The sequence below is a fragment of the Planococcus halotolerans genome (assembly GCF_003289955.1).
In the GTDB taxonomy this organism is placed as follows: Bacteria; Bacillota; Bacilli; order Bacillales_A; family Planococcaceae; genus Planococcus; species Planococcus halotolerans.
On sequence record NZ_QLZR01000002.1, the window covers coordinates 421,985 to 448,535 of the forward strand.

A 26,551-nucleotide genomic window follows, 5' to 3' on the forward strand; every position below is an offset into this window, starting at 1 on the left:
TTTCCGGATTTTTTTGTGTTCATTTAAACCGCTATTCATTAAACCTCATTTCTCCCGGTATAACGACTCGAAAAGCAAATTCCACTTCTTCACCTTGCGACGTTTCTGCCTTCACAGTCATATCCATTGTTCCAGCTCCATGAAGCAGATTGCCGGTGAGTTTAAACACACCTTCTTCAACTTTGAATGCTTTGTAGTTCACCTGGTAATTCGGCGGCATGAATAACGTTACTTGCACGTCTTCAACTTTTTCGCCCTCAAACTCCATCGTTAAAACATTTAACCCTAACTTCAAAGGGGAGAAATTGACATCCAACTCGATGTCTTCTTTTTCTACTGTTGAAGGATAGACGCCTTGTTCAGCTGAGCCCGGGGTTGAAACCACCAACACAGACGCAAACAGCAAAAGCAAGGCCGCATAGATTATCTCAATCCGTACAAGGTTGACCACTTTAGACAAAGCTTTTTCTGTTACTTGTTTGATTAATCTCCTTTGGAATAATCCAATCAGCAAAACAGCCAAGGTTAGCACCATTTTCAAAACGATTGCTTTCCCCCACTCACTTTTCCAGAAGCTCTCAAATGTATAAGAAGGAACATATTTCATTGTTATATATAACCCGGTTACAATAATGACCGTTAAACTGCCGAATGCCCAATTCGAGAAAGCCGGCAGCGTGCTTCGTAAAAATTTCTTCATCTCTTCTTTCTTAGGAAAGGTCAGTATTGCCAGTAACCCGCCAACCCAAATGGATGCCGCCAGTAAATGCAGCGCATTCATAAACAATGAAAGGTAGCCGCCGTACCGAGGATATGCCGCATGACCGGTTATCAAGGGAATCAGCAACAGCGCAGCTGCAAAGAACAGCAGTCTCCCTTTTGTTAAGAAGATGCCAAGCAGCAATAAACCAAGCTGCAATAGCGGAATCCAAACAAATTTCAGCGAAAGAAACTGAATGAATGACAGGCTATCCAATTCGCTTTTTTGAGCGACAAGAACGAGAATCACCCCAGTGAACACAAAAAACAGCAGGAAAAAAGAAAGTGTACTCCGTTTCAGCAAAATGGGTTCTCTATGTATGACATTCTGAAAAAACGCTAAGCCAAATAAAGCCATAATACCGATGAAAAACAACCAGTATCCCGTTTGTTTTAATCCCATACTGGCAAACCAGGCAGACCCGACTGGCTCACCTTCGCTCGGCTGTTGGATTGCAGTAAATTCATCGACCGCAAAATAAAACACATCAATGGTATCTGGGAGGCTTATATCATCTGATGCCGCGGGCCGAGCATACCAGGTGACTTGATAGGATCCTTTCGGCAGTACTTCGTTGAACTCGATAACTACATGATTGGGATCGTTAGGATCTATAACAGGTTCTTTGATACTGATCGATTGTTGCCTGTCATCAAAAACCCCAATAGCGGTTATATTAGCGGGCTGATTGAACCAAAGATCCAATTTCTGGGGAGAACCATCTGTAATTTCTCCATCTTCAGGGTAATTTCGAATAATTTTGAAATCCGGCTGGTGCTTTGTTTTTTCTTTTTCAACTACTTGGAAATTCAGGTTCTCTTCCAATACATCGCCATCCAAAGCGATGACACTTATCTTGGCCGCATAACTGCCAGGCGGTAATTCATCAATCAAGTTACTGATAAGATGCGTCTTATCATCAGGATCAATTTGTGTATCCTCTAATTTAATTTCAGTTCCAGTTTGACTCTTTAACTGGATAGATTCAGCGTGCAGGACAACAGGATCCTGAAACCAAAATTCCAGCGTTGAAGGACCCTCAGTTAGTCTTTCCCCTTCCGATGGAAAGGTCTCTTCCATAGTGGAATGAGCAAGACCCGTGATTGGCGGAGAAGCAGCGTGCATCAAGAGCACAGTAACGAATAAAATAATAAATTTATGGACAAACCACACAACAATCATCTCCTTACGTCTTTATACTTATTGATTAATAAAAGTTTTATCAATTTCATATTCCGGCATTATCTGTTCCATATAGTCAGCTATTTGGGATTCCGTTAAACTGGCAGAGAGCCGGTCCACCACTTTTCCGTTTTCGTCTATCAGAAAACTGACGGGAATTGCCGCTACATCGTATAAATCCGTCGTTTCTTGGTTCAGATCAAGCAAGACAGGAAAAGTCAATCCGTATTCCCCTACAAACTTTTCGACTACTGGTTGTGGCTCTGCCACATCTACCGCTAAAATTGTCACCCCTTTTTCTTTAAACAGTTCATATTGATTTTGCATGTATGGCATTTCCTTTTTGCACGGGGGGCAATATGTGGCCCAAAAATTCAACAATACTCCCTGGCCCCTGTAATCGCTCAACTTTACAGTTTCTCCTTCAAGATTAATAAGTTGAAAATCGGGAGCATCGTCTCCAATGGAAAGGGCTTCTCCGCTCTTTTTGATGTCTGAGAGATTGGTGAAAAGCACGTAGATTATAACGGCGGCAAACCCGACTAAGAGACTTGTTTTTATAATGGATCGTTTTTTATCACTCAAATCCTGACACTCCTAAATTTAAAGTTAATACGTTGGAACAGTTCCAGAAAAAAATGGCAACCTAATTGCGGTTACCACTTCCTGCAGCTTTCGATTAAACTTGAAATTTTCTTTTTTCACAGCAGCTAAGAAAAACTACTGTTTTGTACCTGTTTCTAAGTTAATGCCTGTCCCTTTTTCAGCTATCTGGATCCAGTTGTCGCCGGAATCTTTGGTCATATACATATCTTTTTCAACTGCTGTAAATGTGATTTGGTCATCGTCCTGTGGGTTAACCGCGATATAGCCGATTGAGTTTTCTTCATTCAATTCAGGGATTGAAATGAGTTGTGGCTCGTTTGTTTCGCTATCGAATATTGTTAAAGTCACTTCACTAGAAACACTCCCTGCAACTAAATCACCTGCTGCAGAAAAAGTGACTGCTGTAGTGGGAGAGTCTGATACTGATTCAAAGGTCTCTCCAAAATCGTTTGACAGAAAGACTCCTTCGCTTGTCCCCAAAGCGACAGTTGCATCATCCGTCGGGTGAACGGCTATTGAAAATATCGGGCCTTGCAAGCCCGTCATCTCACTTTTCGTCCAAGTCTCTGTATCATCGGTGGAATAATATAAACCAATGTCATCCATTCTTGAATTCGCCTGTGGATTAATCACATAAATGGCATGCGATTTATAGCCGACTGCCATTCCGTGAAAATCCACTTCCTGATACAAATCCAACATCTCCAAAGTTTTTCCCATATCAGTTGTTTTTACCACCCCGAATGGATTTTTCAGTGAAGAACCTGGGCCTGGATGGCCACTGCTGTAAAACCCATCATCAACCATGACAAAGCCCATGTAATCATGCGGCTCAGCTGACGCTTCATCCCAGAGACCATTTTCGAACACTTTCAATCCATCATGGGAAGGGACATATAACCCGGCGCCGTCTCCAGAGAACCCAAGCCCATGTATGTGCATCAGTTCAATATCGCTCAGTTCTGGTGTGTTTTCTTCGGCGGTTGTAGTCCCTCCTTCGTTTGGCTTCTCTTTCTCTGAATGGTCTTCAGCCACTTCTTTAATTGCCTCATTATCCATAACTTCTTCTTCCCCCGAGCACGCGGCGATACTTCCTGCCAAAAGTGCTATCAGGAGCACAAATATCAACTTCTTCATTTAGTTACCTCCTCTTTCTTGAATAACGCCAATAAATTATCCCTGTCAGTATTAAGGGAATGCCCATCCATAAACATACTTGGAAAAATGTTGTTAAGAAAACCGTCATTCCAGTTTCCAGCATCAATGTTCCAGACATCGTTAAGCATAGTATTCCAATAACAACCAACAAAATGGCTAAAAAAACCTCAATCCTTCTCATGGAGATTCCCTCCTTATGATTGGGAAAGCAAGTTCAAAACATGTGCCCTTTCCAATCCGGCTTTCCACTGTAATGGCTCCTCCCTGCAGTTCGACAAGCTGTTTGACAATCGCCAATCCAAGTCCTGTCCCCCCGAACTCCCTCGACCTTGATTTTTCTACCCGATAAAAACGTTCAAACAAAAATGGAATGTCTTCTTGAGGGATGCCAATCCCCGTGTCTTCAACAACTACTCTCACCTCAGCAGAGTCACTGGAGAGTTTCACTTTGATGAAGCCACTTTCTGTATAGCGGATCGCATTTTCAATTAGATTGCTGATGATTTGCTCCATTCTTAATCCATCAGCCTTTATACTTGGGAAGTCATATGGTTGATTAAACTCCAATTGAAGCCCTTTCGCTTGTGCGTTCATTTTCGTCTTGAGAAGCGCATTTTCTATCACTTCCACCAAATCCACTTCTTCGAAGACCAACGCTATCTTTCCATCTTCCATTTTTGATAGTTCAAATAAATCCGAGACCAGATTCGACATCCTTCCCGCTTCCAGTTGGATGATTTGCAGGTACTGTTCTTTTTCTTCTTCAGTTTCATAAAGGTGATTCCTTAATGCGTTTGTATAACCTTCCAGATACGTAATTGGCGTTTGCAACTCATGCGATATATTAGCTAAAAATTCCCGTCGATTGGAACGATACCGATGAAGTTCGATCGCCAAATCATTTATAGCTGCGGCCAGCGTACCGATTTCATCCATTGAACTGCGCGAGACTCTTGTATTCAAATCGCCTGCAGCTATTTTCCGAGTCGCTTTCTCCATTTCCAGAAGAGGACTGGATAATTTACGCGATAAAATGTAGGTAAAACCGAACGCCAAGAAAACTGCCCCTATTCCGGCTAGGATTATCGCTCTTTTAACTAACTCCAACGACTGATACAAGTCTTCGACAGAAGCCAAAACAAAAATTCCACCGATTAGCTGCTCCTCGTCAGAGTAAATAGGCTTTCCAACTTGAAGATAACGTCTGTTAGTAATGTCATCATAATATTCACTTCGAATATCAGCATTATTTCCCATAACTGCAAGGTCTGCAGAACGGATACCTTCTCCTACCGGCAAACTTGGAATACCTGAATTCGCAACGACTATTCCTTGTTCATCAACAATAATAATTTCTTGTTCTGTTACTGAGGCAAGCAACTCGAACAATTCCAGCTGCTGCTCACCCAGTGAGTCGATTGAATTTGCATAGCGGTCCGATGTTTCTTCTACTTCTTCTTGTACCTTGCTGAAATAAAAGCCGGAGAAAATTTGGTTCACTACAAAACCAAGCGGCAATAAAATTACCAACACGAGTAGCAATATGCTGGAACCTAATTTAACTACAATGCTGTTCCATTTCATTGTTCTTCATCCAAACGCTGAAACATGCGAACCTTCTCTGCCCCAGCACGCTTAATCTTAATAGGTTCTCTCAGATAATCGTTGACTCCCTCTTTCGCTAACGCTTCTTTTTTTTTCCTCATTGATTCACTCCCCCAACAGTAAAATTACTCGGCAATGCATCAATTTCATCCACTTTTTCTTTCCGTGCCCATTTAAAGAAAATATAACCGATCACTGTACTGTATACAATCTCCTGGACAATTTTCATGACAATACCACCGGTCCTCTGATCTTCCAGCGGCGGAAGAGAAGCAAACAGCTGTGGAGCATCTGAGTATACCGTATAAAACGATTGGTCTGAAAAAATGATAAGGGCGCAGGCCGGTGTCAGCAGCATTCCTGCCGCGAAAATGTATCCGATTTTATGGATTTCAGACAATTTATCCAATTCTTTTACCATAGGGATAAGCGGAATCCACATAAAGAAAGCTGTCACCGTTAGAATAAGGTGCATTAAATTATGCAGCATACTATTCCCTACAACTAAGTTAAATATGAGGGGAAGATGATAAAATGAAAACAATACATTAAACAGTAGCAATGGAATCAGCGGACGTTTCAAGAAACTCAATATTTTAGTCCGTAAACCGACTCGGATTATAGGTGCAATTAATCGCTTCGGAAGACCCAGCAATAATAAGGGCGGCAAGAGCGTGTATATCAGCGATTGCTCCAGCATATGGGCGCTGAACAAATAATGGTCTCCCAGTACATGCAACGGGCTTCCGAGTGACACATACAGCACCACTAAAGCCGAAAAGAAAAAAGCAAACTTTTTGATAAAATCTTCTTCCGTTTTGAATTGATAAACATAAACCATTAAGATGACAATCAATGCCACTACCATCCAAAGGTTCCATTGTGAAACTATATTGGCTGCTTCAGTTGCTTCATCAAAGCCATTATGCGCTACGACGCTTTTTATCGGATTCAAAAACAACACTAGCAGAACGCTGAACAATATCCCGATTATTTTCACTATCTTTTTCACTTCTTTCTACATGTCCTCATAATGCGCTGGTTTTTTTAGCTCGACGCGTCTGTAAATAAGCAACCCGAGCGCCAGTATAATTGCCACCACAGAAACCAGCTGTGCTGCGCGCAATTCCCCGATTACATACAGGCTGTCAGTCCTCATTGCTTCAATGAAAAACCTTCCGGCAGAATACCAAATCATGTAGAAGAAAAATAGTTCACCGCGAACCAGATTGATCTTGCGCAACAGCAATAATATAATAATGCCTGCTAAGCTCCACAGCGATTCATACAAAAACGTCGGATGGTAATATGCGCCGGCTATGTACATCTGGTTAATAATCCAATCGGGAAGGAACAAGTTTTCCAGAAATACACGTGAAACTTCTCCGCCATGCGCCTCCTGATTGATAAAATTACCCCAGCGGCCAATTGCCTGGCCGATTAAAATGCTCGGCGCCAGAATATCCGCCACTTTGAGAAATGACGTGTTGCGCTTTTGGGTAAAGACATAAGCGACGATGACAGAAGCGATCAATGCTCCATGAATGGCGATTCCGCCATTCCAAATGGCTATGATGCCTGCCGGATTGGCTCGGTACTGCTCCCACTCGAATGCCACATAATAAATCCGCGCTCCAATGATTGCCAGCGGCACTGCCCAAATCAGCAGATCGGTCAAAAAATCGGGATGGAACCCTTTTTTGAGCATCTCCCGCTGACCCACCAAAAAAGCAATGATAATTCCTGTTGCTATAATGACGCCGTACCAGCGAACATCGATTGGTCCCAGTGAAAACGCAATGGGATCTATTGTCGCTAAAATCCGATGCATATACTGCCCCCTCCTAGTCCGTTAAATCATCCTACTTACTTTATTCCTGAGATTTAACAAAAATTTATAAGACTCAGATGCTCCAGTAAGTAATGGTGTCCAGTACACCTAACATTATTAAAATTACTCCGGAACCTTTTTGCATATACCAGCCCAGTTTTCTGCCATTTTTCATCACAGCTCCACCAGCTCCAAAATACCAAATTAAAAAAATGGCAATGAACAAGGGAATGGAAGTCCCGATGGCGAACAAGCTCGGCAACACCGCTCCGTAGGATGTGGAAAGAACAACAGGCATTAATGTCACAAAGAACAGCACAAACATCGTCGGACAAAATCCTAACGAAAAGCTGACACCGAGTAGAAAGGATCCCATTTTCCCCTTTTTAAAAAACTTCTTTGGTACTTCCAGGAAGATGAAAGTTCCTTTCACCTTAAAAATCCCCAGCATAAAAATGCCGACAACGATAAATAATGGCCCTACCACTTTTCTGAACCAGGGGAAGTACATGGTGAGCCTGGACTCAAATTCATTCCCTAACGTCCATACCAGCAGCCCCAGTCCAGTAAACACTGTAATCTTTCCTAATGCAAAAAAGAAAACTTCAACCCAGGCTGTTTCTTTTTGAAGCGACTTATTCCCATAAAGGGTAATCGCACCAATGTTTCCCGTAAACTGACAAGGTGCCATGGCTCCTACGATTCCGAGTAAAAAAGCAAACAGAAGAGGGGTACTCATAAAACTATTTGAAAGAGTGATAAAAGGCTGCATCATGGTATTGCTCATCTGACTTAAAAATTCATACAATGGAACTCACCAACTTATTTACATTTTTGACTTCTTTATTTTAAGGGAAAAGTTTGTAGAAAGTATGAAGTATAAATCTTATTTTAAACTTCATACAAATTTCTGATACTGTCTCCCATTGAAGCTAAGGCAGGATAGAAAGTTTAAAGCATGAATTAATAAACTTCTACAATAAATGATTAAAAAGAAAAGGCTATCCCACCAGTCAGCAACAACTGCCGACCTGAAGAGATAGCCCTTCTTCTTCACTTGACGTCATACTACTGTACTTCGACTGCTTCTTTCATACTGTCAGCAGTGACTTCTGAATTGTTGTAAGTTACGTCTGCAATCCCTTTTGCCTCGTCTACTTTTACCTCCTGGACGCCCTGCAAGTTCCGCAATTCCTCATCCACTGCTTTTTTGCAATGGTCACAAGTCATGCCTTCAATCTTCAGCGTTGTCTGTTCCATTAAGTTTCACCTCTTTCCAAAACAGGAACGAAATTCTTTCATTTAATGGCGCGGCTTCCACTGTTTCAAGAATAACGTGTTTGTGACAACGGACACTGAGCTGAACGCCATGGCGGCACCCGCCAAAATCGGATTCAATAAACCAAAGGCTGCAACAGGAATCAGAAGGATGTTATACCCGAACGCCCAAGCGAAATTCTGTTTGATTTTTCGCATCGTCGCCTGCGACAGCTGGATGGTCTCGACAATAGCAAGCAAGTCACCGCTCATGAGCGTGATATCTGCGGCTTCGATGGCAACATCCGTTCCGGTTCCAATGGCAATGCCGACGTCAGCGGTCGCAAGTGCTGGAGCGTCATTAATACCATCACCTACCATCGCTACTTTCTTGCCTTCCCGTTTTAACTTCTCCACTTGCTCCGCTTTGCCTTCAGGCAATATTTCTGCCAGCACCCGATCAACACCGACTTCTGTTGCAATGGCTTGGGCGGTCCGCTCGTTATCACCAGTCATCATGACCACTTCGATACCCTGCTCTTTCAATTCACGGATTGCCTGCCTTGATGTTTTCTTCACTGTATCTGCCACTGCGACATATCCGAGAAGACTCCCGTCTTTTGCTGCCATCATAACCGTTTTTCCTTTTTCCTCCAATGCTTCAATTTCAATTTGGTATGGTTCAAGCAACACTTTTTCACGTTCCATCAGTTTCTTGTTGCCTACTGCCAACCTTTTGCCGTCAATGCTTGCATAAATGCCATGCCCTGGTACCGCCTCAAAATTCATCGCATCACTAAGCTGAATTTTCTTTTCTTTTGCTTTCTGGATAATGGACTGTCCAAGGGGATGTTCAGAGCCAGTTTCTGCACTGGCAACCAACCGGAGCAGTTCATCGTTGTCTATTCCAAATGCCATCACATCTGTCACTTCCGGTTCCCCATTTGTAATGGTTCCGGTTTTGTCGAGTACGATGGCATCCACATTTCGAATTAACTGCAAATGCTCTGCGCCTTTAATTAGAACGCCATGCTCGGCCCCTTTTCCAGTACCCACCATAATTGCCGTCGGAGTAGCGAGCCCCAACGCACAAGGGCAAGCGATTACCAGTACTGCAACTGCACTGACTAGAGCCGCTGAGAAACCGACAAAATAGAAGGTAATTAAAAATGTCAGCGCAGCGATAACGATAACAATGGGCACAAAAACACTAGAAATCTTATCAGCCAGATCTTGGATTGGCGCTTTCGAACCTTGGGCTTCTTCCACCATCCGGATGATTTGGGACAGTGCCGTATCCTTCCCTACTTTTGTTGCTTTCATCTTGACAGATCCATGCTTGTTGATAGTCGCTCCAATCAACATATCGCCCTGCTCTTTTTCAACAGGCAGACTTTCACCGGTCAGCATGGACTCATCCACGGATGTCTGGCCTTCGACGATTTCTCCGTCGACCGGTATTTTTTCTCCTGCTTTTATCAGCAACAGGTCGCCGGACTCCACATCTTCCACCTGAACATCCACTGTCTCGCCATTCCGGATTACATGCGCTGTTTTCGCTTGCAACCCCATGAGTTTTTTCAAGGCTTCTGATGTTTGCCCTTTCGCACGGGCTTCCAGTACTTTCCCAAGGATAATTAACGTAATGATGATAACGGAAGCTTCAAAATAGAATCCGCTTTCTGCACCAATCAACAACAAAGCAGTGCTATATAAATAAGCCGCCATTGTCCCTAAAGCCACTAGGACATCCATATTGGCACTTCCGCCGCGCAAGGAGTTATAAGCTCCGCGAATAAAGCGCCAACCAATAGTGAACTGCACTATAGTAGCCAAAAGGAACTGAAGCCAGCCCGGCATCATCAGTGCATGATTTCCAGTGAATTCGCCAATCATGGCAATCAGAAATGGAATCGAAATGAACGCTCCAATAATAAAGGCGCTTCGCTGCTTTTTATACTGCTGTTCCTTAACGGCCATTTCTGCTTCTGCATTTTCCTTCACCGCTGGCTTTGCATCATATCCGGTTTTCTTCACTCTGTCGATGAGTGTATCCACATCCGTTTTTCCACTGATGTACTTAACGGTCGCTTTTTCGCTTGCCAGATTAACATTCGCTTGAATGACACCATTCGTTTTGCTGAGTACTTTTTCAATCCGGGTGGCACAGGCAGCACAGGTCATTCCGCTGAGCGAAAGTTCGATACGTTCTTCAATGACGCCATAACCGGTTTTTTCGACGCGATTAATCAATTCGTCAACACTGGTTTTGGATTCATCGAATACGACTGTAGCCTTTTCGTTAGCGGGATTGACAGTTGCACTCTTAACGCCATTTACTTTAGATAGGTTTTTTTCCACACGGTTAGAGCAAGCCGCACAGGTCATTCCGGTAATGCCAAGAGTAATTCTTTGCTGGCTTCCACTTTTGGATTCATCCATTTTGGAACCTCCTTTTAATATGTTCCCGCATTATATACTTCAATTGTTGGTATCTATGTTTTCTTCTCCAATAGATTCGCTTTTCAATGAAATGTTTGTCTTGAATTCATTCTTTTAAAAAAATATTAACCAAAACTACCCTTATCCATCGTTAGGATATTCTATTGTTCCTGTTATCAGTAGAGTGGCTAGAGCGAATGAAAAAGCCAAATGGCTTTTTAAGCTTCTTTTTTCCCCTGCTTCCATACATACCAGTATTAATTATAAAATTGAAGAATTTGTGAAGATTCGAGTTCTGTATGAATATATAGCTTTTTTATAGTTACTCAGCTTTCATTACTGCTTTAAATCCCTAAAGATTGCTGGATTAGACAGGAAACTAAAAGGGAAAGGCTATTTAGCGAATATATTTCGCTCTTAGCCTTCTCCTTTTACTCTTCGCTTCTTGAAATTAATTTTTCTTCCTGTAGATTCACTTCTGATAACCTCATGATATGTTAACTAATTATATTTAGTCTTCTCTCTCCCTGTTTTTTTATAAGTTACTGATTTGGCTTCTCTGAATTTCCCGATAATGTCCAGGAGTTATTTTTGTGTGTTTTTTGAAAACCTGATGAAAATGTGTTTCGCTTTTATAACCGACTTGATCGGCAATTTCTCCCATCGTTGCATTCGAGTGCGTCAAAATTTTTTTGGCTGCTTCCATACGGCAACGGATCAGGTATTGGCCCGGTGTCCATCCTACTTTTCTTTTGAACTGACGACATAAATGAGAAGAACTAAGAAATACCCTTTCCCCTAAGGACTCCAATGTCCAACTCTCTTGGTATTTTTCCTCAATTAATTGTTTTACGACTAAAATCGCTTCCTCCGCAGAAGAAGATCTCTTTTTTGTCTCTATGCGGTTATGATAGAGCTTTCTCACGAGCTTTCCAATAAGTAATGAAAGATAGGCCTCTGAGAAGATCCCTGCTTCAGGAAGTTTCCCTTCCCATTCAAAAATCAATTGAAGAATGAGCTGCTCATAATCTGTAAATCCTTGGCCGATATTTAAAACAGGGGTTTCCCCCACTCCTATTAAGTGGTTTTCAGGCAATCCTTTCAATTTTAAAGATGAAAAACGTAAATAAAGCGCTTTGAACCTGCACGTTGAGTCAATTTCCGCTTTTCCCAATAAGCCACTCTGATTGATTAGAAGTGTTCCAGGAGATGCTTTATGCTTTTTTTCACCGATTATAAATTGTCCATTTCCTTCCGTCACTAATAGGAGGTCCATGGCAGTTTCCCTATTATTCATAATCTTAGGAAATGGATTTCCCCTATCAAGTTCTATTATAAATCCTTTAACATAAGTTGGACTTGTTTCAATCAAATCGTTTGGTGCCACCTAGCTCACCTCCAACAGCAATAATCAATAGTCTCTCCCTATTCTTACTGATACTCATATCTTATTTTTCACTATATCATACCTAAGAGAAGATTATATTTGGCTAAAGATAAGAAAAGTGAAAGCAGAATAAAAAGCAATTATCAAGAGTCCATTTAATGCTTTTGTATATGGACAACATTGAGAACTCCCGTATTAAAAACAACGTTAAGGAGGAATATAGTTTTGAATACACATACACGATGGCGATTAGAAATTGCCAAAATACTTACAAAAAAGTTAGCACTATACCCCGAAGTTCGCGCTATTGTTGTAGGTGGTTCGGCAGCACGAAACTATGCCGATGGCTATTCCGACTTGGAACTTTTTCTATACTGGGACAAAGAGCCAAGTAATATTATTAAGCAAGATATCTCCACCCTCTTGAAAGCTGAACATCGATATCCTAAAACCCATTTTGCCTATCACAACGCTTTGATCATTAATGGTTTTCAAGTTGATATGTGGCATAAAACCGCTTCTGTTGAAGAAGCAAATATTGCGATCGTAGTAGATGAGGGTAGCACCGATTTAGATGCCAGCAATATTGTAGATACGATGCGCTTTTGCGTTCCAATGCATGGCAGAGAATTTATTAAGTCCTGGAAAGATCGAGTAGAAAAATATCCCCCCGGGCTTACCGAACGCTTTTTCAAAGAATATTTACCCCACTTTCATCTACGGCACATTCTCTTAGAATCAAAACGTGAAAATCCGACCGTTTTCTATAATATGCTAAGTAATATTCAATGCAGCCTTTTTATTATCCTACTCGCTTTAAATAAGTCATACTTCCCCACCTATAAGTGGATTTACAAACGGTTAAATGAGTTATCTTTAAGACCCGAAAAAATCGAAATTCGTCTTCAAAATATGTATAAGGAAACACCGGAAATTGCTGTTGAACAACTTCGTGATTTGTTAGCTGAAACGCTAACACTGATAGAAGCGCACTACCCCGATTATGACACTACATCTGCACGGCAAGAATTAATACAACCGATGCCCAAATTATACGAACCTGTATTATCATCAAAAACAGAAAATCCTCGGAAATCACAAAGAGGTAACTGTTCGTAAAAGTACACTTATGCAGACACAAAAAGAGAAAGAAGCTTATAAGTTCCTTACTTTCCTATAAGTAGCGATATGTAAGCTTGTAAACTGTTTAAGATGATAAGATAAATGGAGCTAACGACGCTTAACGATGTGAAAGGAGTCATAAGATGGACTACTATGCAATGGAACCACCATTTGAAATCAGCGAATTTGAAGTCATGACCAAGAAAGAAGCGCAACAACATTTCGATTGGTTTGTCAGCCAGATACCTGATCGGCTCAGTCAATTGAAAGCATTGTATGCGTGGAGCAGCGAAAATGATGCATTACCTTTAGACGGTTCTCCTGAATCGTTGATAGCTTTATGGGAATGGTTTATTCCACTGGTAGAGGCAGAGCCGAAATCTTATGAGCAAATAGCCAAAGAACTTGCCCAGCTGCCAGAATGGGTGCAAGAAGCATATTTAGAGAATCCATATGAATTTACTTTATCAACCCACAGTCTAATTAACGATATTGGGATATATTTTGGCGAAGTTTTTCTAAAAGAATTCCCTGAATTAGAATGGGGATTTGTAACAAAACCTAAATCACTAGTGCATGTTAATCGTCCTATTGTTATACTAAAAGACGCTTCATTTGAATTGGAGCCTCGGCAATTGATATATACTTTAACCCTTGAAGTTTTAAAGGACGAAACCAAGAAGGAAACATTGCGGGAACTTTATGAATTTTGGCGAGAATATCTTTAACCGATATTTATAAAAAAGAGAAGAATAAAAAGAACAGTGCTCATTAGTTAAAAAAGAGAAGAATAAAAAGAACAGTGCTCATTAGTTAAAAAAGGAAATGGATGCCGCGTGGTATCCATTTCTTTTTTATTTTTGCCATTAAAATCCTCTTCACTATCGATAAGTTTAGATATGTAAACCCAATCCTTTTAAAGTAAGTACATACACCCCTTGTAAAGTACTACATGAAATAATAATTCTTAACAAGTCAGTTTTTTTCTGTTCAAAACAATTTCAATAATCGTCAAGAAATACTAGAATGCCCTTCCGATTAGTAACAGAAAGGCATTTTATATATTATTCGTATTTATTCCAATCCTTTATTACAAAGATAATAATTATAAGACTGTAAAAAAACACCAACAATTAGGTTGGATTTAGAGGAAAATCTGACTGTATTTGGTAGATAATATCTGCAATAGAGTAGATAAAGGCAAAAGTGGAAAGCACTAAAACAAAAATATTACTTTGTTTAACAGATAACTTCATAACTCTTGGGCGTTTATGTTGTTCATAAGCATCCTGCCTCCTTTGAGTTGCTTAAATGGGCTTCTATCTTATAATTGTCCCAACCGATTCAATCAACTATCTCTTCGTTCTCTTTCTATTTGTATAGATTCTGATGACTTGGGGATATGTAAACCAATAATTTCTAAAAGGAAAAGCAAAGATGAATAATCAGTCCCCTTCCAAACAATAGCGACTAGCCGCATTGTAAATTGGCCATTCCCAGAATGCAGCCCCTTGGGACACCACAAAGCGATCAAAAAATAGGTAGAAATTAATGTTCAAAGCTTGAGGCCCATCATCGTTATCAAGTCGATAAAGATAATTGGAATTCTCTACCGTTTCCAGACTGATGGCCAAGTAGTGGTCATACATGCTCCCGATTGGCAAGAAACCAGGATACACATCCATGTTATCCATATTCTCTTTCAGTTCCTGAACAGAAAAAACTTGCAATCCGCCTCCCCCATTTACTCCATAATCCAAAATCATTTAATAGATATGCGCTCCATTGTATTCCAACAGAAAGGAACGATAGTCTTTCGGCAATCGATGCCCAAGCTGCCTTTCGAATAGAGCAATATCGTCTTCTTCTGCAGGAGTATTGGCTGTGCTAATCGCTTTAGTAAGATGACCGTTATGTTGAATTAACAATCGTTGATTGTTATCATCCACCGTTTTTAGTACTGCCTCCATGATTTTCTTGATATTCATGTGATCATTCCCCCTCATTAATAAGTTCGTTAGTTGATGCCGTCTAATTTCTATGGGTTTTGAATGTAACTTACTTGCTAATAAGTTACATTCAGACGCACTAAAAAAGGAACCTATGTTTTTTTAGTAGTCTCCCATATTTTCAAAGCTATCGGATAGCGTTTTTCGATTAATAAAAATTCCTCAAACCATTTTATAAAAACTTGCCTGATTCTTAATGCAAGTTCATCAACGGATTTCACATGAGGCAAGAGCGCTACAATATCTCTGATTTCAGGGTCGTATTCGTCCTCTGGGCACCCAAGATCCAATAAACCAATCGGATCCCAGTCATCAATGATACTTTTTACAATTATATATTCTTCCATAACTAGCCCCCTAACCTGTGCTAATTCGTTCTAGTACCGTCTTGTTTCTTTCATTGAATGTAACTTAATTCACAATAAGTTACATTCATTTTCTATTTCTATTTCTATTTCTATTTCTATTTCTATTTCTAGCTAATTTTATTTAAACTCTTCTGGACTCCATGTTGCGATTTCATTACTTGGAACCGCTACAATTAGCCAGTCGCCATCCCCGTATCCATGCATGTCTCCAAGTTGCCAGCATTCATAATTTTTATCATGCCCATTTACATATAACACTTTTCCGGACTCAAACGAAATATACAAATGTGGTGATTCGTCTCCAAGCCAAACATCTTTCACTTTTTCTCTCCGGTATCTCAGTAACAATTGAAACGATTCTTCATCGTCAAGTTCTTCTACGGTTTCTTTAGATATGGTAGTTAATCGCTCTTTGTTTATAATAGTCGCGATTTTCCTTACTTCGATGGTCAACCATAACACGTCCGGGTCTTGCTCAGAATAATGGGAAAAACAGACGCGTACTGCCCCTGGACCAATCCCAAACCGAAAACCATCAAGTTGACTTCCAATAAGCAACTGTTTTAAAGCTCTCTCTGCGAAGTTTTTGTTTTCCTTATACATTCTTCTCCACCTTTATCAATCGCTTATCGAATGTAACTTAACTGCACTTAATTTACATTCACTTTCGCTAAAATAGCGCCTTTTATTTGTTCTATATCTTAGCCCATAAACATCTTGCAAAACCTTCTTACCATTCCCGCCATTCTTCAGTGATGTCTTCATCTGTCTTCAACCCCGCTTGCTGCGCTTTTTCCATGATAAAATCATGCAGTTCCTCTCGCTCAAGTGTCTCAATGAAAAAATCATATTTTTCATTCAGTACATTTAAACGGAGGACCACTTCCTTCACTTTTTTTATGATTTTCTTTTCAGACGGCGCTTGAAGATGGGATAGTGTTGCCAGAAAATCTTGGAGCACAGTTTCCGTTTCTGCTATACTCTCTAGGGTAAACTCATCATCTCCATCTTCCATCCTCATTCTCCACTCTTGCGTAGGCAAGGGCTGTTCCTCCTGATTGTAGTTTTGTAAAACCGATTCAGTTTCTTCCGATAGGGTTCTTTCTATAAAAGTGGGACGATCATTGAGCCTTGGCCCATCTTTCAGGCGATGAGAATAATGTTTTTTGTTCGTAAAATAAACGTGTTCCAGCTCGATACTAGGGGAGACATCTCCATCTAAGACAGTGGAATCCAAAAACCTCATACTTCTCAAGTGAGGAAGTTGCTTAATGAATCCGATAGAGGGAATCGTTCCACAGTTATTTAAACCTAAATGTTCGAGCGACCCGACTTTTCCGATTGGCGAAAAGTCTTGTATGTTTTTCGCCGATTCTATTTCGAGATCCGTCAAATTTCCCGACAGATGCTGGACCGCTTCAATGTCCGTTAGGGTTCTCATTCTGAACAGTGCTAGCCGATTCAACTTCTTCAATCCTTGAATACCCTCCAAAGAAATGATATTGGAGTTGATGAGCTCGAGGTCTATAAGAGATTTCATGTCTGAGAATTCTTTCAGGTTTTTCGCTTTTGGTTTATAGTCCCAGATCTGCACTTTCTTCAAGTTGATCAGGCTGCCGATTGCTGCTGCCTTAGGCGGCAGTGTGCCGTAAATCTCTTCCAAAGTGGTCAATTGGCTAAAATCGATTGTCGAGGAAGGCACAACATCATCGATTGCCAAAGTTTTAAGAGCCTTCAAGTGATATAGGCCGCTCAAATTCTTTACATTCGCACCTTGAAGCGATAAAGATTCAATGGCAGTGCATTCACTCAAGAAATCGATTTGTGATTCTACATAGTAATAAGTAATTTCTACACTTTTGATCTGGTATGTTTGGATGTACTGGACCGATTCTTGTACATTATATTTGCCGATTAACACTGTTGGTCCATTATCGTCGTTTCTTACGCGAAGTTTACTTTTCTCCATAAGTTCTCCTCAGTTATCTTCTTTTATTAGGGTTAACATTCTTAAATTAAATATACTTAGAACTAAATATAATAGCTAGATAATTTTGTTAATAAAACCGTTCGTAAAAGTACACATTTACGAACACTTTGAAAACAGCCGATAATGCACTGAAATAACGTTCGTAAAAATAACAAAACACTTTACGAACGTTCGCCACACATCACAGACATTTACGAACAAAAAATGTGCTTTTAATTACTAATAAATTCAGGTCTTTGCTATTCACCACAAAACTCTCGCCAAAAAGAAAAAGCCGACCACATGGTCAGCCCTTCAATGTTCCTGCCTTTAATCCTTCATGCCATTCACGCAGCATAGGCAGATCCGCCTGCTCGATTGCTCCTGTACTTGCCGCTTGTTCGACAAGTGCCGGGAAGTCGGTGAGCGTGTGGAATGTGAATCCTGCCGCTTCGATTGCTTCGACGGATTGCGGTAAATCGTATGTAAAAATAGCGACGATGCCGAGCACTTCGAAACCTGCCTGCTGCAATCCCTGTGCAGCTTGAATCACCGAGCCACCTTTAGAAATTAGATCTTCTACCACAACAACTTTTTTGCCGGGTTCCACTTTGCCTTCGACCATATTGCCTTGGCCGTGTTCTTTCGGTTTGGATCTTACATAAACCATCGGCAGCTCCAACAGGTCACTGACCCATGCCGCGTGTGGAATGCCGGCCGTTGCCGTGCCTGCTACGATTTCGCATTGCGGGTAGAATTCCTTGATCTTGGCAGCCAGCCCTTTGGCAATTTCCTTACGCACTTTCGGATAAGACATTGTCAGGCGGTTGTCACAGTAAATCGGAGATTTAATGCCAGATGCCCATGTGAAAGGGTCTTGTGGACGCAATTCGACTGCGCCGATGTCCAATAAATGTTTGGCAGTTTCCCTCTTCATCATTGACCACTCCATTCCGCTCGTATTTGCTGGTAACTGTCTTTCGGATTTGACGCTTTCGTGATGGCACGTCCTACTACGATATGTGTAGAACCTTGTCTGCTAGCTTCTGCTGGCGTTGCTACTCTTTTTTGATCGTCTGCAGAAACTTGTGACGGGCGAATACCCGGCGTTACACGCAGGAATTCTTCACCACATGCGTCGCCAATCGCTTCCGCTTCATGTACAGAGCACACTACTCCGTCCAGTCCTGCATCATCTGCCAACCTTGCATAATGAACAACGGATTCTTCCAGGCTCACCGGGATCAATTGCTCTTTTTGCATCCCTTCTTCACTGGTTGACGTCAATTGCGTCACAGCGATCAATTGCGTATCACTGCCTTTGAGTCCTCGTTTGGCTGCCCGCATCATTTCAAGACCTCCTGCCGCATGGACATTGACCATGGCAACATTCAATTTAGCGATTCCGCGCATGGCGGATTCCACGGTATTCGGAATGTCGTGCAGTTTTAAATCCAGGAAGATATCGTGTCCGAGCCGGTTGATTTCACGTACGAGCTCCGGTCCTTCCTGATAGAACAATTCCATACCGACTTTCAAGAACAGACTTCCATCAAACCCTTTTAAAAATTCCAATACCTGTTCTTTTGTTGCAAAATCCAAAGCGATGATTGGTCTTTCATTTCTCATAGACGGTGGCTCCTTCCGATAAGTTCCTCTACAGAATCGTATCCTAGTTCATGCAGCCGCTCCGGCAATTTGCCGATGATTTCCGGGCATACAAACGGGTTGACGAAATTGGCTGTTCCAACTGCTACCGCACTTGCGCCGGCCGACAGGAAATCGATGACGTCATCCACGTCCGTGACGCCGCCCATGCCGATGATCGGTAAATTCGTTTGCTTGCTGACTTCGTAGACCATTCGTAAAGCCACCGGTTTGATGGCAGGACCTGACAAGCCGCCGGTGATATTGGCAATGACCGGACGCCCGGTTTTCGGGTCAAGGCGCATCCCGAGCAGCGTGTTGATCATCGTGATGCCGTCTGCTCCGCCTTCTTCGACTGCTTTCGCAATCGATACGATGTCCGTCACATTCGGCGATAATTTGATGTAGACCGGAACGGATGAAACTTCTTTCACGGCTCTAGTCAATTCTCTCGCGACCGCAGGATCTGTACCGAAGGTGATGCCGCCTTTTTTCACATTCGGGCAGGAAATGTTGATTTCAAGTGCATGGACATTCGGAGCATTTGAAATTTCACGCGCCACTTCCACGTAATCCTCTGTCGTCGTGCCCGCTACATTGGCGATGATCGGCACATCGAATTGTTCCAGCCAAGGCAGTTCGGAATGATAGACGCCTTCCAGTCCTGGGTTTTGAAGCCCGATGGCATTCAGCATCCCGGAAGAAGTTTCCGCTACACGCGGCGTCGGATTTCCTAGACGCGTTTCGACGGTTGTCGCTTTGATCATAATGGCGCCGAGCTGGGATAGGTCATATAGCTGGGCGTATTCTTTGCCGAAACCGAAGCAGCCGGATGCCGGCATGATCGGATTCTTTAATTCGAGTCCAGGAATCTTTACTGACATATCAATCATGAAATCACCACTCCCGCTGGAAATACAGGTCCGTCCGAGCAGACTTTGATATAATCCGTTTCTGATTTTGTTGTCCGGCAGACACAGGCAAAACACGCGCCGATGCCGCAGCCCATCCGCTGTTCATAGGAAAGAAATCCTTTCTTCTGCGGATATGCCCATTGCACCGCTTCGAGCATGGCGGTTGGTCCACAGCTGAAATACGTATCGAAATCATGTGGCAATTCGTTCAGGATATGTGTTACAAATCCTTCAGTGCCATGCGAACCGTCAACTGTTGCTATATGAGTGTCACCCAGTGCTTTGAATTGTTCTTCATAGAAGATCGCCTGTTTGCTTTCAAAGCCCAAAATATGAACGGTCTCGATTCCCCGGCTGTTCAATTGCTTGGCCAGTTCGTAGAGAGGGGGCACACCGATGCCGCCGCCGATCAAAAAGGCTTTTTTCTCTGCCTGTTCCACTGGGAAACCATGGCCGAGCGGGCCCAGCACATCAATTTCGTCCCCGGCTTTCTTGTCAGCCAGGATTTGTGTGCCCCGTCCTTCTGCCCGGTAAATCATCGTGAATCGGTTGTTTTCCTTATCGATGGAAGCGACTGAAATCGGCCGGCGCAGCAATGGCTCAAAGCTGTCAGCCACACGGACGTGGACAAATTGCCCCGGTTCAGCCATTTCATCGACCAAACCGCCTTCTACCGTCAGTTCGAAAATATGCCGGGCAATTGATTGCTGGGCAACCACTTTCATCCGTTCTTGTTTGATCATCTGCCCGCCCCCATCTCTTCTGCAGAAAATGTCATCGATTCGATAACTCGCAGCATCGCTGCCGCTGTATCAAGTGAAGTCAGACACGGAATGCCGTTTTCCACTGATTCCCGGCGAATACGGAATCCGTCGCGTTCCGGCTGTTTGCCTTTGGTCAGCGTGTTGATGACAATCTGTGCGTCTCCGGACTGGATAACGTCGAGCAAGGTTCTGCCTTCAGCCCCGATTTTGCCGATCGGTGCAACCGCAATTCCTGCTTCTTCGAATGCCGCCGCTGTTCCGCCGGTTGCCATGATCTGGTAGCCGATCGATTTGAAGCGCTTGGCGAGTCCGACCGCTTCCGTTTTATCTTTATCCGCGACCGTCAACAGCACTGTGCCGTGGTCTTTGACTTCCATTCCGGCTGCCGCCAATCCTTTATACAGCGCTTTTTCCAGCGTTGTATCCTTGCCCATGACTTCACCCGTCGATTTCATTTCAGGCCCTAAAGTAATGTCCACCCGGCGCAGCTTCGCAAATGAAAAGACCGGAACTTTTACAAAGACACCATTTACGCGAGGCGCCAGTCCTGGTGTATAACCCTGGTCGATGATGCTTTGCCCGAGAATGGCTTTGGTGGCGATATTGGCCATCGGGATTGACATAATTTTGCTCATGAACGGCACTGTCCGGCTTGAACGCGGATTGACTTCGATGACGAACACATCACCTTTAGAAATAACGTATTGGATATTCAGCAAGCCGACAATATTGAAGCCTTTTGCCAGTCTTGTTGTGTAATCCACCACTGTATCCAGCAGTTCCTGTGAAATGTTTTGTGTCGGATAAACCGCGATCGAATCACCCGAATGGACGCCTGCGCGTTCGATATGCTCCATGATCCCTGGTATCAGCACATTTTCACCGTCTGAAATGGCATCCACTTCGACTTCAATACCCGTCAGATAGCGGTCGACCAACACCGGATGCTCCGGGCTCGCTTCAACGGCATGCTCCATATAATGATTCAAATCATTTTCGTTGTAGACGATTTCCATCGCCCGGCCGCCGAGTACGTATGATGGCCGTACCAATACCGGGTAGCCGATGTTATTGGCGATGACTACCGCTTCTTCTTTCGATACCGCCGTTTTGCCCAATGGCTGAGGGATACCGATTTCATTTAATGCCGCTTCGAATTTATTGCGGTTTTCCGAGCGGTCTGTGTCTTCAAGCGTCGTCCCGAGAATTTTGACGCCGTTCTGTTCCAGCTTTTCAGCCAGGTTGATGGCCGTCTGTCCGCCAAATTGCACCACGACGCCTTTTGGCTGTTCAAGGTCGACGATGTGCATGACATCTTCTATCGTCAAAGGTTCGAAATACAGTTTGTCGGAGATTGAGAAATCCGTACTGACCGTTTCCGGGTTGTTATTGATGATGATCGCCTCGTAGCCCGCTTCTTTGATGGCCCAGACGGAATGCACTGTCGCGTAATCGAATTCCACTCCCTGCCCGATGCGGATGGGACCTGAACCCAGCACGATGACGCTTTCCTTGTCGGTGCGGATGGATTCGTTTTCGTCTTCGAATGTGCCGTAGAAATAAGGCGTTTCCGATTCGAATTCCGCCGCACATGTATCGACCATTTTGTAGACAGGCATCAATTTTTGTTCCTTGCGCCAGTTATAGACCTGCTGTTCTGTTGTGTTCCACAGTTTCGCAATGGTGCGATCTGCAAAGCCCATGCGTTTCGCCTTTTTTGCCGTATCGAAATCATATGGATTTTCTGCCAGCACCTGTTCGTACTGAACGATGTTCTGGAACTTCATCAGGAAAAACAAATCGATTTGGCTCCAGTCGTGAAGTGTTTCGATCGTCACACCGCGGCGGAGTGCTTCGCCGATAAAGAATAAGCGCTCATCGCCTGCCCGGCGGATCCGTTTTTCAATCCATTCATCGCTCATGGCATCTGCATTTTTCAAGTCGAGATGGAATTGGCCTGTCTCGAGTGAGCGGACCGCTTTCAGGATTGACTCCTCAAAAGTGCGTCCCATAGCCATAACTTCTCCAGTTGCTTTCATTTGCGTACCAAGGTTGCGTTTTGCCGCTTCGAACTTATCAAACGGCCAGCGCGGGATTTTAGTTACGACATAATCGAGTGCCGGTTCAAATGCAGCGTATGTGCGGCCCGTCACCGGATTCATCATTTCATCCAAATGTAGACCGACAGCAATCTTCGCCGCCAGTTTGGCGATCGGATAGCCCGTCGCTTTTGATGCGAGAGCCGATGACCGGCTGACACGCGGATTCACTTCGATGATGAAGTAATTAAAGCTGTCAGGATCGAGCGCCAACTGAACGTTGCAGCCACCTTCGATTTTAAGGGCGCGGATGATTTTCAGCGATACATTGCGCAGCATCTGGTATTCGCGGTCAGACAGTGTCTGGCTCGGTGCTGTAACAATGGAATCTCCTGTGTGAATGCCGACCGGGTCAATGTTTTCCATATTGCAGACTACAATGGCTGTGTCGTTGGCATCGCGCATCACTTCATATTCGATTTCCTTGAAGCCGGCGATTGATTTTTCGAGTAGACATTGTGTCACCGGGCTGTATTTCAAGCCGCTTGAGACAATTTCTTTCAATTGTTCGTCGTTGTGGCAGATGCCGCCGCCTGTTCCACCCATTGTGAATGCAGGACGTACGATTACCGGGTATCCGATGCGTTCGACGAAAGCTTTCGCTTCATCTAAATTATGGATAATATCGGAATCTGGTACCGGCTCTCCCAGTTCATTCATCAACGTACGGAACAGATCACGGTCTTCCGCTTTGTGGATTGCTTCCAGTTTCGTACCGAGAATTTCGATTCCGAGTTCATCGAGGATTCCGGATTCATCCAGTTCAATCGCCATATTAAGACCTGTTTGGCCTCCAAGCGTTGCAAGTACTGCGTCCGGACGTTCTTTGCGCAGTATGCGGCTGACAAATTCCAAGGTGATCGGTTCGATATACACTTTATCGGCAATTTCCGTGTCCGTCATGATGGTCGCCGGATTCGAGTTGATCAGGATGACGCGGTAGCCTTCTTCTTTAAGGGCCAGACACGCCTGTGTGCCGGCATAGTCAAATTCAGCAGCTTGTCCGATAACGATCGGACCGGACCCGATTACGAGGATACTTTGGATGTCTTGTCTTTTAGGCATATTGCTGCTCCTTTCGATTTGCACTCATCATTTCAATAAAACTGTCAAACAGGTAATTGGAATCTTCCGGTCCTGGTGATGATTCCGGATGGTATTGGACGGTGAAAGCCGGGTGATCCAAATGGGACAGCCCTTCATTCGTGCCGTCGTTCAATGCTTGGTGTGTCACTTTCAAACGAGTGCCTTGAAGTGTATCTTCATCCACTGCGTAGCCGTGGTTCTGGGAAGTGATTTCAATTTTGCCTGTTTCCAGGTTGCGTACCGGATGGTTGCCGCCGCGGTGGCCGAATTTCAGTTTGAATGTATCCGCTCCACACGCACGTGCGAATAATTGGTGGCCAAGGCAGATTCCGAAAAGCGGTACTTGGCCGATCAATTCTCCCACCACTTGGACGCATTCTTCGACGTCTTTCGGGTCTCCCGGTCCGTTCGACAGCATGACGCCGTCCGGTCCCCAGGCTAAAATTTCCTGTGAGCTTGTATTATAAGGAACGACGATGACATCACAATCGCGGTTATTGAGTTCGCGCAGAATGCCGTGTTTCATCCCGTAATCGATCAGTACAACGCGTTTGCCGCGGCCCGGGCTTGGATAAGGGCGGGCTGTCGACACTTGAGCGACCTGGTCCGTCTGGAGAGGCGTCAATTTAAGCTTGCTTACGACTTCCTCAACATCCACTTCTTCTCCAGCTGCTGTCAGAATGCCTTTGATAGAACCTTTTGAGCGGATGAGACGCGTCAGTTTCCGTGTATCGATTCCCGATATTCCTGGGATGCCTTTCATTTTGAACAGCTCACAAAGCGTCGATTTGCTTCTGAAATTCGATGGAAACTCCGCCAGTTCGCGCACGACCATTCCTTTGACTGCCGGTTCGATCGATTCGAAGTCGTCGCTGTTGATGCCGTAATTGCCAATCAGCGGATAAGTCATCGTGACAATCTGTCCGCAGTAAGAAGGATCCGATAATATTTCCTGATAACCTGTCATGCTTGTGTTAAAGACGATTTCCCCGATCGATGCATCGTCGCTCCCGAATGCTGTACCTTCAAATACCGTGCCATCTTCCAAGATCAAATAACGTTTCATTGATGAGCCTCCTCCTGCCAAACGATTTTACCGCCGAATATGGTCATTGCCGGCCAAGCTTTGCAATTCCAACCGCCAAATGGTGTGTTCTTCCCTTTTGATAAAAATTGTTCAACATCGATTGCCTGTTCTTTTTCGAGGTCGATCAGCACAAGATCAGCTGCCTGCCCTTTTTCCATCGTGCCGTATGGCAAGCCGAAGACTTCCGCCGGTTTCCGTGTCATCCAGTCGATCAATTGCTCAAGCGTCCATTTTCCGGTCTCGACAAAATTTGTGTAAAGCAGCGGAAACGCTGTTTCAAATCCGACGATGCCAAACGGTGCCTTGTCCATTCCGTTCGCTTTTTCTTCCGCCGTGTGAGGTGCATGATCCGTAGCAATAAAATCGAGTGTGCCGTCAAGCAATCCTTCGTGCAACGCTTCATAATCTTCTTTAGCGCGCAGCGGCGGATTCATCTTGTAGTTGGCGTCATCTCCCGGAATATCGTCTTCCGTCAGCAAGAGGTGATGCGGCGTCACTTCTGCCGTCACTTTGATACCAGCCCGTTTTGCGTCTCGTATCTCACGGACCGATTCTTTTGTGGAGACGTGGCAGATATGGTAATGTGCGCCTGCCGCTTCCGCCAGCAGAATGTCGCGTGCGATGTGAACCGATTCTGCGATTGCCGGGATGCCTTTCAAGTCCAGTTCTCGGCTACGCTTGCCGTCATGCATAACACCGCCGTAGATCAGGCTATTATCTTCACAATGGGCAACAATCGGCATGTCGATGGCTGCCGCCTCTTTCATCGCTTCAAACATCATGCCCGCTTCCTGAATCCCGACTCCGTCATCTGTGAATGCGAAGGCGCCGTTTTCTTTCAGTTCTTTTAGATTGGTCCGTTCTTTTCCTGCTTCCCGTATCGTGATGGAGGCATACGGCAAAACCCGGATGTGCACATTCTTTTCGATCAGCCCGTTGACGTGCTGGAGGTTTTCTTTCGTGTCCGGCACCGGACGCGTATTCGGCATTGCGCATATTGTCGTGTAGCCGCCTTTTGCCGCCGATTTCGTCCCGCTTTCGATCGTTTCCTTCTGTTCGCCGCCCGGTTCACGCAAATGAACATGGACATCAACGAATCCTGGTGCGACCATCCGGCCTTTGCCGTCAATTTCTTCTTCTCCCTGTACGGTTAGTTCCGCTCCGATTTCCTGGATCTTTCCTTCAGCGACGCGAATGTTTACCGGAGTTAATTCCCCGTCCTGCAGCATGTTTACATTTTTAATGAATAAATTCATAT

General features: G+C 43.8%; 26 protein-coding genes. 2 read left to right on the forward strand and 24 right to left on the reverse strand.

All coding sequences use genetic code 11. The annotated features are described in order from the left end of the window. Positions 1 to 31: 31 nt before the first annotated feature. The 12 genes from DP120_RS06825 to DP120_RS06875 form a co-directional block, all read right to left on the reverse strand. Positions 32 to 1,942 carry a copper resistance protein CopC gene (locus tag DP120_RS06825; RefSeq protein ID WP_112222896.1) on the reverse strand — a complete coding sequence of 637 codons (1,911 nt, stop codon included), beginning with the start codon at positions 1,940 to 1,942 and terminating at the stop codon, positions 32 to 34. 18 nt (positions 1,943 to 1,960) lie between these two features. Continuing rightward, positions 1,961 to 2,527 (reverse strand): thiol-disulfide oxidoreductase ResA, encoded by a 567-nt coding sequence (gene resA / locus DP120_RS06830; protein ID WP_112222897.1) that lies wholly within the window; start codon positions 2,525 to 2,527, stop codon positions 1,961 to 1,963. 135 nt (positions 2,528 to 2,662) lie between these two features. Then, the gene (locus DP120_RS06835; protein ID WP_112222898.1) at positions 2,663 to 3,685 is read right to left on the reverse strand and encodes a F510_1955 family glycosylhydrolase; all 1,023 of its coding nucleotides are present in this window, start codon (positions 3,683 to 3,685) and stop codon (positions 2,663 to 2,665) included. Positions 3,686 to 3,689: 4 nt separating this feature from the next. Further along, a complete protein-coding gene (locus DP120_RS06840) occupies positions 3,690 to 3,887 on the reverse strand; it encodes a hypothetical protein (protein WP_112222899.1) in 198 nt (65 codons plus the stop codon). Continuing rightward, positions 3,884 to 5,290 (reverse strand): sensor histidine kinase, encoded by a 1,407-nt coding sequence (locus tag DP120_RS06845; RefSeq protein WP_112222900.1) that lies wholly within the window; start codon positions 5,288 to 5,290, stop codon positions 3,884 to 3,886. Before DP120_RS06845 ends, DP120_RS06840 begins: the two co-directional genes overlap by 4 nt. Beyond that, entirely contained in the window at positions 5,287 to 5,412 is a 126-nt protein-coding gene (locus DP120_RS18770; protein ID WP_267905020.1) for a hypothetical protein, read from the reverse strand. The genes DP120_RS06845 and DP120_RS18770 overlap by 4 nt, the downstream gene beginning before the upstream one ends. Then, a complete protein-coding gene (locus DP120_RS06850; protein WP_135815465.1) occupies positions 5,409 to 6,323 on the reverse strand; it encodes a cytochrome c oxidase assembly protein in 915 nt (304 codons plus the stop codon). The genes DP120_RS18770 and DP120_RS06850 overlap by 4 nt, the downstream gene beginning before the upstream one ends. A 6-nt stretch (positions 6,324 to 6,329) precedes the next feature. Next, positions 6,330 to 7,142 (reverse strand): prolipoprotein diacylglyceryl transferase, encoded by an 813-nt coding sequence (gene lgt / locus DP120_RS06855; protein WP_112222902.1) that lies wholly within the window; start codon positions 7,140 to 7,142, stop codon positions 6,330 to 6,332. A 73-nt stretch (positions 7,143 to 7,215) separates the two neighbouring features. Continuing rightward, positions 7,216 to 7,950: an urease accessory protein UreH domain-containing protein gene (locus tag DP120_RS06860; protein ID WP_112222903.1), complete on the reverse strand. Its 735-nt coding sequence runs from the start codon at positions 7,948 to 7,950 to the stop codon at positions 7,216 to 7,218. A gap of 260 nt (positions 7,951 to 8,210) precedes the next feature. Beyond that, positions 8,211 to 8,402, reverse strand: coding sequence for a cation transporter (locus tag DP120_RS06865; protein WP_112222904.1), 192 nt, complete (start codon positions 8,400 to 8,402; stop codon positions 8,211 to 8,213). 42 nt (positions 8,403 to 8,444) lie between these two features. Next, complete coding sequence (locus tag DP120_RS06870) at positions 8,445 to 10,841, reverse strand: heavy metal translocating P-type ATPase (protein WP_112222905.1); 2,397 nt, start codon at positions 10,839 to 10,841, stop codon at positions 8,445 to 8,447. Positions 10,842 to 11,376: 535 nt separating this feature from the next. Continuing rightward, positions 11,377 to 12,228: a helix-turn-helix transcriptional regulator gene (locus DP120_RS06875; protein WP_112222906.1), complete on the reverse strand. Its 852-nt coding sequence runs from the start codon at positions 12,226 to 12,228 to the stop codon at positions 11,377 to 11,379. Between the two features lie 225 nt (positions 12,229 to 12,453). On the opposite strand from DP120_RS06875, the gene DP120_RS06880 reads away from it, so the two are divergent. Further along, positions 12,454 to 13,347: a nucleotidyltransferase domain-containing protein gene (locus DP120_RS06880; protein WP_112222907.1), complete on the forward strand. Its 894-nt coding sequence runs from the start codon at positions 12,454 to 12,456 to the stop codon at positions 13,345 to 13,347. 146 nt (positions 13,348 to 13,493) lie between these two features. Continuing rightward, positions 13,494 to 14,078 (forward strand): hypothetical protein, encoded by a 585-nt coding sequence (locus DP120_RS06885; RefSeq protein WP_112222908.1) that lies wholly within the window; start codon positions 13,494 to 13,496, stop codon positions 14,076 to 14,078. Between the two features lie 717 nt (positions 14,079 to 14,795). Here the strand turns inward: DP120_RS06885 and DP120_RS06890 are convergent. The 12 genes from DP120_RS06890 to DP120_RS06945 form a co-directional block, all read right to left on the reverse strand. After that, positions 14,796 to 15,116 carry a hypothetical protein gene (locus DP120_RS06890; RefSeq protein WP_112222909.1) on the reverse strand — a complete coding sequence of 107 codons (321 nt, stop codon included), beginning with the start codon at positions 15,114 to 15,116 and terminating at the stop codon, positions 14,796 to 14,798. Continuing rightward, positions 15,117 to 15,338 carry an SMI1/KNR4 family protein gene (locus tag DP120_RS06895; RefSeq protein WP_165843735.1) on the reverse strand — a complete coding sequence of 74 codons (222 nt, stop codon included), beginning with the start codon at positions 15,336 to 15,338 and terminating at the stop codon, positions 15,117 to 15,119. A gap of 113 nt (positions 15,339 to 15,451) precedes the next feature. Continuing rightward, entirely contained in the window at positions 15,452 to 15,706 is a 255-nt protein-coding gene (locus DP120_RS06900) for a DUF1871 family protein (protein WP_112222911.1), read from the reverse strand. A gap of 138 nt (positions 15,707 to 15,844) precedes the next feature. Then, a complete protein-coding gene (locus DP120_RS06905; protein WP_112222912.1) occupies positions 15,845 to 16,330 on the reverse strand; it encodes a hypothetical protein in 486 nt (161 codons plus the stop codon). Between the two features lie 127 nt (positions 16,331 to 16,457). Next, complete coding sequence (locus DP120_RS18820) at positions 16,458 to 17,696, reverse strand: leucine-rich repeat domain-containing protein (protein WP_233785855.1); 1,239 nt, start codon at positions 17,694 to 17,696, stop codon at positions 16,458 to 16,460. Positions 17,697 to 18,003: 307 nt separating this feature from the next. Then, positions 18,004 to 18,633: an orotate phosphoribosyltransferase gene (gene pyrE, locus DP120_RS06915; RefSeq protein ID WP_112222913.1), complete on the reverse strand. Its 630-nt coding sequence runs from the start codon at positions 18,631 to 18,633 to the stop codon at positions 18,004 to 18,006. Then, entirely contained in the window at positions 18,633 to 19,325 is a 693-nt protein-coding gene (gene pyrF / locus DP120_RS06920; RefSeq protein WP_112222914.1) for an orotidine-5'-phosphate decarboxylase, read from the reverse strand. The genes pyrE and pyrF overlap by 1 nt, the downstream gene beginning before the upstream one ends. Further along, entirely contained in the window at positions 19,322 to 20,236 is a 915-nt protein-coding gene (locus DP120_RS06925; RefSeq protein WP_112222915.1) for a dihydroorotate dehydrogenase, read from the reverse strand. Before DP120_RS06925 ends, pyrF begins: the two co-directional genes overlap by 4 nt. Then, positions 20,233 to 21,000, reverse strand: a complete 768-nt coding sequence (locus DP120_RS06930) for a dihydroorotate dehydrogenase electron transfer subunit (RefSeq protein WP_112222916.1) — start codon at positions 20,998 to 21,000, stop codon at positions 20,233 to 20,235. The genes DP120_RS06925 and DP120_RS06930 overlap by 4 nt, the downstream gene beginning before the upstream one ends. Next, positions 20,997 to 24,185 carry a carbamoyl-phosphate synthase large subunit gene (gene carB, locus DP120_RS06935; protein ID WP_112222917.1) on the reverse strand — a complete coding sequence of 1,063 codons (3,189 nt, stop codon included), beginning with the start codon at positions 24,183 to 24,185 and terminating at the stop codon, positions 20,997 to 20,999. The genes DP120_RS06930 and carB overlap by 4 nt, the downstream gene beginning before the upstream one ends. Then, positions 24,178 to 25,272 (reverse strand): carbamoyl phosphate synthase small subunit, encoded by a 1,095-nt coding sequence (locus DP120_RS06940; protein WP_112222918.1) that lies wholly within the window; start codon positions 25,270 to 25,272, stop codon positions 24,178 to 24,180. The genes carB and DP120_RS06940 overlap by 8 nt, the downstream gene beginning before the upstream one ends. Then, positions 25,269 to 26,549 (reverse strand): dihydroorotase, encoded by a 1,281-nt coding sequence (locus DP120_RS06945; protein WP_112222919.1) that lies wholly within the window; start codon positions 26,547 to 26,549, stop codon positions 25,269 to 25,271. The genes DP120_RS06940 and DP120_RS06945 overlap by 4 nt, the downstream gene beginning before the upstream one ends. Positions 26,550 to 26,551: the final 2 nt, after the last annotated feature.